The organism is Rhizobium sp. TBD182, assembly GCF_001950375.1.
GTDB lineage: Bacteria > Pseudomonadota > Alphaproteobacteria > Rhizobiales > Rhizobiaceae > Agrobacterium > Agrobacterium tumefaciens.
The window spans coordinates 49,174-61,527 of sequence record NZ_BDLN01000010.1; the positions used below are offsets into that span (position 1 = coordinate 49,174).

General features: G+C 61.2%; 12 protein-coding genes. 6 read left to right on the forward strand and 6 right to left on the reverse strand.

Going from position 1 to position 12,354, the window contains the following annotated elements; all coding sequences use genetic code 11:
• Positions 1–2,569: Ti-type conjugative transfer relaxase TraA (traA, locus tag T18_RS22630; RefSeq protein ID WP_414896159.1), on the reverse strand; the 2,569-nt coding region annotated here is incomplete at its 3' end.
• A gap of 252 nt (positions 2,570–2,821) precedes the next feature.
• Here traA and traC point away from each other — a divergent pair.
• The 5 genes from traC (at position 2,822) to T18_RS22655 (ending at position 5,963) form a co-directional block, all read left to right on the forward strand.
• Complete coding sequence (traC, locus tag T18_RS22635; protein ID WP_038496876.1) at positions 2,822–3,118, forward strand: conjugal transfer protein TraC; 297 nt, start codon at positions 2,822–2,824, stop codon at positions 3,116–3,118.
• 4 nt (positions 3,119–3,122) lie between these two features.
• On the forward strand, positions 3,123–3,338 hold the full coding sequence (gene traD / locus T18_RS22640; protein ID WP_038496879.1) for a type IV conjugative transfer system coupling protein TraD: 216 nt from the start codon (positions 3,123–3,125) through the stop codon (positions 3,336–3,338).
• A complete protein-coding gene (gene traG / locus T18_RS22645) occupies positions 3,325–5,262 on the forward strand; it encodes a Ti-type conjugative transfer system protein TraG (protein WP_038496882.1) in 1,938 nt (645 codons plus the stop codon). Before traD ends, traG begins: the two co-directional genes overlap by 14 nt.
• Positions 5,263–5,282: 20 nt before the next feature.
• Positions 5,283–5,480 (forward strand): hypothetical protein, encoded by a 198-nt coding sequence (locus T18_RS22650; protein WP_038496885.1) that lies wholly within the window; start codon positions 5,283–5,285, stop codon positions 5,478–5,480.
• A 222-nt stretch (positions 5,481–5,702) separates the two neighbouring features.
• On the forward strand, positions 5,703–5,963 hold the full coding sequence (locus T18_RS22655) for a WGR domain-containing protein (RefSeq protein WP_038496888.1): 261 nt from the start codon (positions 5,703–5,705) through the stop codon (positions 5,961–5,963).
• A gap of 303 nt (positions 5,964–6,266) precedes the next feature.
• Here the strand turns inward: T18_RS22655 and T18_RS22660 are convergent, their stop codons facing one another.
• From T18_RS22660 to T18_RS22675, 3 genes are all read right to left on the reverse strand, one after another.
• Complete coding sequence (locus T18_RS22660) at positions 6,267–6,575, reverse strand: DUF736 domain-containing protein (RefSeq protein WP_003585013.1); 309 nt, start codon at positions 6,573–6,575, stop codon at positions 6,267–6,269.
• A gap of 654 nt (positions 6,576–7,229) precedes the next feature.
• The gene (locus T18_RS22670) at positions 7,230–8,153 is read right to left on the reverse strand and encodes an ArdC family protein (protein ID WP_038496894.1); all 924 of its coding nucleotides are present in this window, start codon (positions 8,151–8,153) and stop codon (positions 7,230–7,232) included.
• A 273-nt stretch (positions 8,154–8,426) separates the two neighbouring features.
• Positions 8,427–9,014, reverse strand: coding sequence for a hypothetical protein (locus T18_RS22675; RefSeq protein WP_038496897.1), 588 nt, complete (start codon positions 9,012–9,014; stop codon positions 8,427–8,429).
• Between T18_RS22675 and T18_RS27030 the strand changes: the two genes are divergently transcribed.
• Positions 9,013–9,168 (forward strand): hypothetical protein, encoded by a 156-nt coding sequence (locus T18_RS27030; RefSeq protein ID WP_158319045.1) that lies wholly within the window; start codon positions 9,013–9,015, stop codon positions 9,166–9,168. The two genes, T18_RS22675 and T18_RS27030, sit on opposite strands and share 2 nt — an antisense overlap.
• Positions 9,169–9,844: 676 nt before the next feature.
• Here T18_RS27030 and T18_RS22685 read toward each other — a convergent pair.
• Both T18_RS22685 and T18_RS22690 read right to left on the reverse strand, forming a co-directional pair.
• Positions 9,845–11,602 (reverse strand): ParB/RepB/Spo0J family partition protein, encoded by a 1,758-nt coding sequence (locus T18_RS22685; RefSeq protein WP_038496903.1) that lies wholly within the window; start codon positions 11,600–11,602, stop codon positions 9,845–9,847.
• A gap of 333 nt (positions 11,603–11,935) precedes the next feature.
• Positions 11,936–12,253, reverse strand: a complete 318-nt coding sequence (locus T18_RS22690; RefSeq protein ID WP_038496906.1) for a hypothetical protein — start codon at positions 12,251–12,253, stop codon at positions 11,936–11,938.
• Between the last annotated feature and the right edge of the window lie 101 nt (positions 12,254–12,354).

Genomic DNA, 12,354 nt, shown 5'->3' on the forward strand with positions numbered 1-12,354 from the left:
CGAGCCTGTCACCGACGATATCGGAAACCGAGCCGGAGAATGTCTTGATGCCTGCGACCATCGGTGCGGTCTCCTTCATCGTTTGGGTTTTCGGGGATTGGGTGATGCCGAGGTGCGCGGCGAAGGCAGCAAGACGCCGGCTGAGATCGACAAGTTTGGCTTTCTGGCGGAGCGTCCAGTCGAGCCGATCGCGTACCATCGTGCGTGCGACCTGGACGACGTGCAGGCCACGAGTCTCGGCGAAGCGCAGCGCCTCGCGATAGAACTGCCCATGCTCGTAATCGAGCGTCGTCTCCTTGGCTTGTCTTCGGGAGAGAACCTTGGCCAGGCCGCCATTGAAGGAGAAGGACCGCGTTCCGTAATAGAGTTGCAGATCCTCACGATGGCGGGTCATCGCCACATAGGTCAGATGCCGATCCAGAGACAGGGAAGCGAGCACCTTGACCCTATCGACGGTCGCTCCTTGAGACTTGTGGATCGTCGTGGCGTAGCCGTGATCGAGATTGTTGTAGAACCGCTGTTCGACGATCACCTGGCGCCGCCGATCCCCCTCGCCCACCGTTGCGACGATGCGGTTTGCTGCGGCCTCTACGACATGACCGATCATGCCATTCTTGACGCCGAGCGATCTCTCGTTCTTCAGGAAGACAATCTGGTCGCCAGCGTCGAAACGGCGTTCGCCGTCGGCGGTCCGGAACAGATGACCTTCACCTACCATGCCGCGTTCGACCAGCTTTTCGCGGGCCATGACATTGAGCATGCGAACATCGCGGCGCAGATGGGCAAGGATCAGAATCGTCTTCGTCTGATCGTAGTCGTGGTTCCAGTCGGCGATCAGACGCTCGACAGCTTCGGCCTTCAGGCGCTCGCCCGTAATCCTGACGTTGGCACGATAGGCACTCAATGCGTTTTCGACATTGCCGCGCGCGAGATCGAGCGACGCCTTGCGCATCCATTCCTCGCGCTGGCGATAGATGGTTTCGAGTTCGGCGTAACCAATGCGATCGACAATGGCGCGGAAAGCAGCGCCCGCCTCGATCGGCTGAAGCTGTTCGGGATCGCCGACCAGCACGATCTTCGCACCTGCCCGAACCGCCGCATCGACGAAGGCCTCCATTTGTTTCGAGGCGACCATGCCGGCCTCGTCCATGATGAAGATCGTCTTGTCGTCCAGAAGGTCACGGCCGCGTTTCCAGCGCAGCTCCCATGACGCAAGCGTCCGGCTCTGGATCCCCGCTTCCTTTTCCAATCCTTCGGCCGCTTTGCCTGCAAGCGCACCACCGACCACATGATATCCAGCCAATTCCCAGGCTTCACGGGCTGCCTTCATCATCGTGGTCTTGCCGGCCCCGGCACGTCCGACGACCGCGGCGATACGGGCAGGTCCTGCAACGTGCTCGATTGCCGTTTTCTGCTCGTCGGACAGCCGCTTATGGCGCCGCAAGGTGGCGTCGAGAGCGGTGGGGGAAACGCCCCTTCCCTCCCGGTTCGACAGCCATGTTGCCTGCCGCGCCATCGTCGCTTCCAGCCGGATCATCGCCCGCGTCGCATAGCGCGCCGGCAGCTTTTCTCCGGTGGAGAAATCGATCGTCTCGCGCTGCAGCCGCAACACGTCCGGGTTCAGGATGATCTTTAACATCAATTGCTGGAAGAGCGCGGGGTCGTCAATGTAGCGATGCAGGACCTTGGCTACATCGCGTTCGTCGAAGACGCTCTTCTCTCGCGTGATCAAGTCGAGCACGATGGCTGGATTGTTCAGAATACGGCGGGTGTTTTCCGAGCGTCGTTGCTCGTTCAGCTCGACCCGTTCCAGTTCCGGGCGAACACCCCTTTGCTCCGCCTTGCGCTCGATCGCCTTGGCCCCAACGCCAAGGTGAATGGTGGGCTCAAGGTTGATACCCTGCTTCTCATAGGAACGGCCGTCGATCTTGAGATCGATGCCGCCGAGCGCGAGATGATGGTTCAACCGCTCGAACCATCCGTCGCGCAACACGTTGAAGTCATCGGTCGAACCGGCCCAGAGTTCGTATAGGATCTTCCCGGACTTCGTGCGTACCGGCTGGCCGTCCTCGCCGATGACGGCAACCTTCTTCGACCCGAAGCTCTCATCAGAAAGCGGCCGCAACGTGGTCATCAGATGGATATGCGGATTGCCGGGATTTTCGTGATAAACCCAATCGGCGACCATACCTTTCGCCAGGATGTGATTCTCGACAAAATCCCGGACCAGGGCGATGTTCTGCTCGGCCGAAAGTTCCAGGGGCAAGGCAATCGTCAGGTCACGGGCAAGCTGCGCATCGGCACGCTTCTCGAAGGTTTCGACCTTGTTCCAGAAGGCTTCGACAGCGCCCGAGACAGAGCGGTCGGCGATGAGGCTGCGAGCCCATTCGGGGGCATTTGCAGGGAGTACGAACTCTTCATGCAGCAAGCCTTGTTTGCGGGTGTAGTCAATGGTGCGGGCCTCGCGCTCGAATTCCATCTTCGCGCAGTGCCGGTAGGCCGCAGACAGCACCACGCTGCGGCCCGAGCCGCGGCTGACGATGCTGGCTGAGAAATGGGCGATGGCCACGGCGAAGAGCGCTCCCGGTTAGAACCAAGTTCGTCGGGAGTGGCAGTAGAGCCCGGTCTCACCGGGCCGAGAAGCAACGCGTCGTATCACGACGTATAATTGCGCCCTTGGAGCCATTCCTTCGGAACGGCGGGATCATTCACAAAAGTATCGCCCTTGGCGATCTGCAGATCTGCAGGTTTCAATTCAGGCACATCCGGAAGAATCTGGGCGTCGCAAGTGCAACGCCCAGACTTCAAAGGAGCAACCGGAATGAAGAAACCTTCATCGAAGATCAGGGAAGAGATCGCAAGATTGCAGGATCAACTGAAGCAGGCCGAGACCCGTGAGGCCGAACGCATCGGCCGCATCGCGCTGAAGGGCGGTCTCGGGGAAATCGAGATTGACGAGGCAGAGCTTCAGGCTGCCTTCGAGGACGTCGCCAAACGGTTTCGCGGAGGCAAAGGCGTTGCGACCGGGAAGAAGGATCCCGGAGATGGCCGAACCGCAAGCGGGACGTCCGCGACGCAGTCACCTGGCGCGGACGCGGGCGGCCCTGGTGAGGCTTGAGCGGATGGCCAAGGCGATGACATCAGATGCGCGCAAAAAGGACACGCGCGAAAAAATCGAACTCGGCGGCCTGATCGTCAAGGCGGGACTACGCTACGAGAAGCGTTCTTTGCTGCTCGGCCTGCTGATCGACGCCGGCAGGCGGATCAAGGGCGACGAGACGGAGAAGGCTCGACTGATGGCGATTGGCGCGGAGGCCTTCGGCAATGACGGCGAATAGGCTGCTTCTGGCAATCCTGCCCGCGGCAATCATGATCGCGGTGATGATCCTGACTTCAGGCTTGGAACATCGGCTGGCGGCGCTCGGAACAACAGCACCGGCGAAGCTGGTGCTGGGCCGCGCGGGGCTCGCCCTGCCCTACGTCGCGGCAACCGCGATCGGCGTTGTTGCGCTGTTCGCCGCCAATGGCTCGACGAATATCAAGGCTGCCGGTCTGAGCGTGCTGGTTGGAAGTGCTGTGGTCATCATCATCGCCGTTGCACGCGAGGCCATTCGCTTGGCTGGTATTGCCGGCAATGTGCCAGCCGGACAATCGGTTCTCGCCTATGCCGATCCGGCAACGTTGATTGGCGCCGGCATCGCTTTCCTTGGAAGCGTCTTCGCTTTGCGGGTTTCGATCATGGGCAGTGCCGCCTTCGCAACGGCGGCACCAAAGCGCATCGGTGGCAGGCGTGCGGTCCACGGCGAGGCCGACTGGATGAAGATGCAGGAGGCTGCGAAACTGTTTCCTGAACACGGTGGCATCGTCATCGGCGAGCGATACCGCGTCGATCGCGATAGTATTGCCACCATGCAGTTTCGCGCTGATGAACCGCAAAGCTGGGGTGCCGGCGGCAGGTCGCCGCTGCTCTGCTTTGATGGTTCCTTCGGATCGTCGCATGGCATCGTCTTTGCCGGATCCGGTGGCTTCAAGACGACCTCGGTGACGATCCCGACCGCGCTCAAATGGGGCGGCGGTCTCGTTGTGCTGGATCCGTCGAGCGAGGTCGCGCCGATGGTTTCCGAACATCGGCGTCAGGCCGGCCGCAAGGTAATCGTGCTTGATCCAACCGCGTCTGGTGTCGGCTTCAATGCGCTCGACTGGATCGGTCGTCATGGCAATACCAAGGAAGAGGATATCGTCGCCGTTGCGACGTGGATCATGACCGACAATGCGCGCACGGCATCTGCCCGTGACGATTTCTTTCGGGCCTCGGCCATGCAGCTTCTGACCGCACTCATCGCCGACGTTTGTCTGTCCGGCCATACCGACGAAAAAGACCAGACGCTGCGCCAGGTTCGCGCCAATCTGTCCGAACCCGAGCCGAAGCTTCGAGCACGTTTGACGAAGATCTATGAAGGGTCGGATTCGGATTTCGTGAAGGAGAATGTCTCCGTCTTCGTCAACATGACGCCGGAGACATTTTTCGGTGTCTATGCCAATGCAGTCAAGGAAACACACTGGCTGTCCTATCCCAACTATGCCGGTCTGGTCTCCGGCGACAGTTTCTCGACCGACGATCTCGCAAACGGCGGGACGGACATCTTCATCGCGCTCGATCTGAAAGTGCTGGAAGCCCATCCGGGCTTCGCGCGCGTCGTCATCGGCTCGCTGCTGAACGCGATCTATAACCGCAAAGGCGACGTAAAGGATCGCACACTCTTCCTACTCGACGAGGTGGCTCGTCTCGGCTATCTGCGCATCCTCGAAACCGCCCGCGATGCGGGCCGCAAATACGGCATCACGCTGACGATGATCTTTCAGTCGCTGGGCCAGATGCGCGAGGCCTATGGCCGACGTGATGCGACGAGCAAGTGGTTCGAATCCGCGTCGTGGATTTCGTTCGCGGCGATCAACGATCCTGATACCGCAGACTACATCTCCAAACGATGCGGTGACACCACGGTCGAGGTCGACCAGACCAATCGCTCGTCCGGAATGAAGGGATCGTCGAGGTCGCGGTCGAAGCAACTCAACCGCCGACCGTTGATCCTTCCGCATGAGGTGCTGCGCATGCGCGCCGACGAACAGATCGTCTTCACCTCGGGCAACGCACCCCTTCGATGCGGACGCGCCGTCTGGTTCCGCCGCGAGGACATGAAGGCCTGTGTCGGAGAGAACCGGTTTCACAAGAACTCTTCCGGCACTGACAATCCGTTATGAGATAGATTGAGGATCGGACGATGAGGTATTGGGAAGCATGCGAAGCACAGGTGACGGCAGCCGAAGCGATTGAAGAGTGCCGAAAGCATGGGGTCGAAGCCGAGGTTCGCGACTGCGACGGCGCGCTGACCGACAAGGAAAGTGGGGACCTCATTGGCCTTCCCGACGACTACGGAGAGTTCTATTGCGGCGATGTCCTCGGCTTCCTCGGATATTGATCGACGTTCGTTTGCGCTGATGGTGCCTGGCATTCGCGGGAAGATCGTGACCCGGATAGGCGAAGACCGGAGGCTTCGTTCGCCCCGGCGAACAGAGCTAAATGCCGCAGGCGGACCGCCTAGAAATTTCCGGGTTCGAACTTCACAAAAATGAATCGGTCAGAGACAATCGATTCATATCTCTCGTTGGACGAAAATTGGCGGGCGGGCGAGTATGCGGCCATGCTCATTCAGCCCTACCAACTCTATATCGAACGTACCGACGAAGCCCACAACATGGCTCGTTTCTATGCCATGACGATCGAGTTAAATCTGTTCGGCGAGATCTGCCTCACACGCCGTTGGGGCCGGATCGGAGCGCACGGCCAGATGAAGGTCCAGCATTTTGTCAGAGAGCAAGATGCGGTCACTACCATCCTGGATCTTCTCCGCTGGAAGCGAAGGCGCGGATACCGGGTCACCGCTTCGGCAGCCCGTCATTGATGGTCGGCGATCTCTCGCACACACTGGCTAACATCATATCGGCCACGATAACCAGGAGCATTCGACGTTTGGCATACACTCGTCCCTGAGGCGGGCTGAGGAGCCGTAAAGTGGGACGGCAGAAAGAAGAGATCCGCGGCCCCGACCAGGGGACGCGACCGTATTCGATAATAAACTGTCGTTTGGTGACGTCGATATCGGACAGAACCTTCTCGATCCTTTGGAGGTTTTGCTCGATGCCTGATCCGGCTTTGATTACCAGGTGGGAGAGGCCCCGCCGGTGGCGGAGCCTCATGATGTCAATCAATCCCGGTTCGGGCGGGACCAGATAAGCTGGAGGCCGTCTTCGCCTTCGACTTCGGCGAGCGTTGCGTAGATCGGAGCCGGGAAGCTCGGATCGTCGAGCTTGACCGAGAGGTAGTCGCGGCCCTCACCGGAGGTCTTCTGCCAGGCGGCGCCCAGTTCGACGCTCCCCGCGTAGACGCGGAACTGCGGGCCCTTGTCGGAGGGGTTCTCGACCCGGGCAATGCGGGCCTTGACGTTGAGGGCGAGAGTGCGGATGGAGCCGGTGAAGCCGTTTTCGGTGGAGGTGAAGGTGCCGATGGTTGCCATTGTCGTATTCCTTTTCTCGTGTTCGGGCCGCGCCCATCGCGGTCTCGATGGCTGTCGCAAAGACCGGTGACGATCGGACCGCACCTGATAAGGCCGGAATGAAATGGAGGGCGGCAACTGCCACTTTTGTTAGTGGGAGAGGAATGGCGGCGCAGCCGACAGGGGTAAGAAAAGTGGTCGTGGCCGTTGCGGGAAAACGATCGAGGCGCAGCCGGTCTCCGGTCAGACATGCCTCATCGAGCTCGCAGATGGGTTGCCGGAAACTCCGACGGGAAGGGATATGGCAGTGGCGCCCCGCCGCATTTGCCTCGGTCAGGAATGGTAGCCTAGACCCTGCCCCACTTGCACCGCCGTCGTTGCCTGCTTCAATTGGGGAAACGACCTTCCCGTAGACATCGGCCGGCTTGTCCAAGACGCCTCGTGCGATATCGTTGCAGCTGCGAACAGTAGCCTGGAGAACCAATGTGTCAGCAGACCAAGCCGTTCATCGTCGAACGCAAACCGTCCCGTAAACCCAAACCCGACGCTCCAAAACCATCGATCTGGGGAAGGCTGGATACTGACACTGTACGAGGTCCTCAACAACAATTGGATTGGGACCAGCGTGATATGGATCACGCGGCCACCACCGGTGGTGGCGACCGCGCTTGAGCATTAGGCCGCATCCATCAAATCCGCTTCCGGCTGTAAGGAATGCAGAAAGCTCACTGCCCGCTGCGCATGGGCGGCCGCTTGGAAAATTGCCCGCTTGTCGTTGGGCAGCACCGAGAGCCACGACTGCAGATACGATGCATGATCCGGCCTCGGCTCAAGCTCCGGCGCGATGCCGAGATCGGCGCAGAGGAAACAACTGCCGAGCTCGGCAATGAGTTCTTCGCGCGCCCGCTCTGTCCGGTCCTTGGCATAGCGGGACAGGTCACGTCCGACGCGATGCGCTGCCGCTGTCCAGTGCGTCGCCTCATGACTGAGGACGGCCGCGTACCCGGCAGCATCGCGAAACGCCTCGAAGGGCGGCATCTGGATATAGTCCATGACCGGCGAATAGTAGGCCTGATTGCCGCCGTGCCGGATGACTGCGCCGGTATTGCGGAAAAAGCGATCGGCACTCTTGATCCGGTCGATCGGATCAAGAACCTTGGTCGGCGGCGCATAGTAGCCATCGGGCAAACCCTCGATCTGCTCCACGTTGAACACCGAATACGCCTTCAGGAACGGGATCTCCCGATCGACTTCGTTGCCGTTTCCGTCGGCTTCGGACTTGGTGAAACGGCTGGCGAAGACAACGGTCGAGCCGATCTCGCCCTTGCGCACGGCCCCGCCCAGTTCGAGCGCCTGCTTGAAGGTCATCCACATCGGCGAGGCGAAGCCGCGCGACATCTGCTCCGACCATAGGAGCAGCACGTTCATGCCCGAGTAAGGAAGGCCGTTGTGGCGCACCGGCCGGCTTATGAGACCATTGGTGTTGGCGGCGCTCCACGGCTTCATCCAGGGACGCACGCCTTGTTCGAGATCCTCGACAATCCGATCGGTGATCCGCGCATAGATGTCGACGCGGTTGGAATCCGTTTTCCTGCTCATGACTTCTTTCTCCATTAGGACAGCGCCTATCGCGGTCCGTCACAGAGGTCCGAAATCAGGGGCCGATGGTGTGGCCATGCACCGGAACGGCCGCAACAGCGTGGAGGACGGCAAAGCCGTTGCATGGGCGCCCGGCTCCTGCAGGACCGCCGAGCGGGACGGGCCGCGATAGGCGCGTCTCCAGTTTTCCTTTTCGGCATGAGAAAAGGCCGGCGCTGTAAGCACCGGCCTTGGACCGGGAAAAGAAGGCGGGGTGCGACCCCGCCAAATGAGTTATCCGAATGCAGCCATCTGAACTTCGGCCGCTTTGCGGTCGAGCGATGCGCCCGGGTTTTCGACCGGCCGGTCGAATGGTTTCCAGCTCTCGCCGACGACCTGTTCGTAAGCCGCCACCGCGCCCTCGGCTGCCATGCGTAGCGCATGGGACTGGATACCCATGTCAGCCGCGAATTCCCGCTTACGTTGTGCGGCGCTGTCATAGCCGACCGGACCGTCGAGATCCTCGTCGCGGGCATCGTTGGATGCCTTGGCCGTTGCGTCGCGCGCCTCGGTGACGGCGCGCGAGTAGAACTGCCCGGCGCCATGCGCCGATCCGACGAAGGCCCCGACGATGCGCTGCAGATGGATCTGCATGGCCCGCTCGCCCAAGCCCTCGGAGAGGCTGTCGGCGGTTTCGACGATCAGCCGCTCATGCAGGCTGCGGATGCCATCGCTGTCGACGACCGTGGTGCCAAAGCTTTCGGCGATCTTAAGCGCCTGGGCCGCATCGGGGCATGTGAGGCGCACCATTTCGAGGGTTGCTCCTTTGCGGAGTTGTGAGTTCCGTGCGTTGGAGCGGTTATGAGTTGCTGGCTTGGCCATGTCTGTTCCTTCATTGGCTGTCGAAGCGGTTCCGGCCCGTGCCGGTCTGCCCTTCGACGCGGACGACCAGAACCGGCAAAGGACGGGCGGCTTCACAGGTCCGATCCGGCTGAGCCAGCAGGGCAGGTTTGCGGGCAAGCAGGTTTTGACCTGAGCAGACGGCGAGCCTGCCCTCGCGCCGGGAGGCTGGGTCGGCCGCCCCGCGGCGCGACAGCGGCCTTGAAACGCCCGGCCGCCGGTTCAGACCGCAGCGAACAAGAAGGGCAGTCCGGCACGGGTCCGATGCCAATCCCAAGCAACGGGAAGGATCCATGGTCGAGCCTGCCACGGCGATGACATCGAAGCCCGGCAAGTTCAGCGCCAACATCTCCGTTTCCGGACGTCCCTATGTCGCCGGATGATGCAGAGGTCGCTTGTCGCGATGCTGCAGTTCACTGACCACCCGCTCTTGCATCGCTAGCCTGCAGTCGATCGTGTCCAGTCCGACCTAACGCTCGAAGGTGAGGCGGTCGACGCGCTCATGATGGCAAGTACCAGGACCCAATCGGCGACTCGCTTGGCTCCGAGCTTTCACCGTCGTCGCCTGCCTTCCCGCGCGCGCTCTAATTTGCCGGGTCGGACATTCCAGATGCCGCTGGATCTCTCGCCGGGCGACGATTGCTTTTGCCAGCGGTTTCGAAGCGCGGTTGTTGATCATGGCCCATCCCCCGGGCTTCGCCAGCCGATGAAGGAGGACGGCCTGTCGACGGATAAACTGTCCGCACCGGTGGCAAACTCCACCCCCGAAAAATCGGGGGTGGGCGCTGTCATGTTCGACTGGGAGACGGCGGTCACGCTGCGTCCCTCTGATCGAAGCCGGCGTCGTCCTCTTCGTGGTCAGAAAGACCTGCAGCCTGCAGATCGTCCTGATCCGCAGCCCCGTCGAAGTACCCTTCCTGATCCTCGGCTGGGTCGTCAACATGATCGCCACCATCGTCTTGCGCGGCCGCGCCGAGAATATCCGTAGCTGAGCTCGCCCGGATCCAGTCGAGCAACTCGTCAGCTGGCGGGGCGAAGCGTGCCGAAGCATGGACGAAGTGCTCGTTTTCGAAATGCTCGACGAGCGCTGCACGAGTTTCACGAACCTTGGGCCGAGGCTGTACCGATGCCTCGGCGCACGATGCTTCCAGTGCCTGGCGGGACAAGCACAGGAGGAACTCCTCCGAACCCATGTTCGGCAGGAATTGATCGGCTCCGATAGCCTCGCCGGCGATGCGCGAGACCATACCGCTGTTCGACATACCGCGGCGGCACGAGAAGACATCGATCAGCACGGAGCGAATGGCGATCCGCAGCGTGTCCTGGTCAAAGGCAAGCTTTCCATGCTCATCGAACAGAGCGACCGCATGGCGCGAGAAGCGCTTGCCGGAATAAAACGTCCCATCTGCACCGGAGTCGACGCGGACGTTCTGCCCGGCAAAGGCCAGAACTAGCAGCGCCATCAGCATATCATCCTCGATCGGCGTCCGGCCGAGCGCATCATGCAGGGCATCGGTGCGAAAATCCCCGATCATGTCATGGCCCTTCTGGGTCACGTCGGGCCGAGGCTTCGGCGAGGCAATCGCGTCGCCATCGTTGCTGTCCGCCGTGGAGCCGTCTCCAGCGGCGCCCTTCGACTTGGCCGCCTCGGGCATGCGGTAATGCACTGTCTGCACCTTGCCGTCGCGATCGAGGTAGAGCGCGGTGTAGTCGGACTTCGAGTGCTTGCCGTAGACTTGGGCCGCCTTCTTCGGCAGCTCCGGCTGGCCCCAGCTGTTGACCTCGACGATGGCACCGCGCTTGGGAAGGTTTCCGGTCATCCACTTATGCTGGGCGCCGAGAAAGCCTTCGACATTGGTGGTATAGCGCCCGTCCTGATCGGCTGGCGCGAAGAGGTCTTCGACCCACTCGATACCATAGGCCTGTGCCAGATCGTCACCAAAGCTCGCATCCCGGGCAAACATGCGCTTCTTGGTCACCGCATTGGCGATCTGCCACCACGGAGCGGTGTCGCCCTTCTTCGGCTTGTGTGCTTTCCAGACCTCTTTCTGCTCGACTTGACCGGCGGCGGCGATGATCCGCAGCTGCGGCTCGGACGGCATGTCGCCCAGCGCCATCTGCTCAAGCATCGCGGGAAGGACATTGGCGAGCAGCCGCAGCTTGCGGATCTGGCGGACAGGAAGCGCGAGGGCGACCGCAATCGCTTCCTCGGTCCAGCCGAGAGCAACGAGACGCTCGATGCCGCGCCACTGGTCGACCGGGTTGAGTGGCTCGCGAACCGAGTTCTCGACCATCGAGCGCATGGCGCCATTGTCGTTGGCTGCATCGGCGACCAGAATTTCGATCTCTTCAAGCCCGGCGGCGATGGCCAATCGCACGCGGCGATGCCCAGCGTCGATGATATAGCCGTTTCCGCCATCGGTTTCGGGGGCAACCACCGGCGGCTGGACGATGCCAACGGCCTTGATCGTTGCCAGCATCAACGCATCGGCCTGCGGCGAGGATTTCGACTGGCGCATCCGGTCGGGATTTTCCTTCAGTGCACGTGGGTCAACCTTCATGATCTGCATGGGATTTGTCCTTCTCGATAGGGTTCCGGGCCAGCGCCTTGCCAGCCCTTCCTGTCTTCATCTTTTCTCGAAGACACCTCCCGGACCGCCGAGCGGCCGGACTGCCGCAACTGCGGCCGAGCATCCCTGCTGCGCGGGACGAGCGGGGCGACCGGGCCCTGCTAAGGACAAGCGGCCGGGATCGCGCAGGCGGCGGTTGAGCGAAAGCGTCGGCAGGAGGACCGATCTGCGACGGGTTCATCCTACCTGCTTTTCCTTTTCAATCCTCACTTACAAATTCGAGCCGAAACTCGAAAACAATAGAGTGCCGGCGGCAATCGTAATGCGAGGGGACTACTTTCGGCGCCCCAGAAGGGCCAGACCATCGGCGAGTATGCGCTTCAAGATCACCTTCCTGCTTTCCGGTACGGCAGAAGCAGTTTCAGGGATGGCAACGGCGGAAGCCGATGCATTGATGGCTTCGGAGGGCAAGACCGGGAGCGGCTGTTCGACCTTTGCAGCGACCACGACGTGCGTGATTGTTGTCTCATCCGATTTAACCGCGACAGTGACTTGTCCTCCGGAGCGGAGGCCGTCGACGCCCGTTTGGGCGGCCTCCTGCTCGTCTTGAGCTTCGACCAGCGATGTCTGCGTCACGAGAAAAAATGGCATGTGTTCCCACGGAGTTTTTTGGTGCAGATCTCCTCTGCAATGCGGTTGCCGTCAAGGTGCCGCGCCTCATTCACGGTCGCCTCCCATACAAAAAAGGCGCT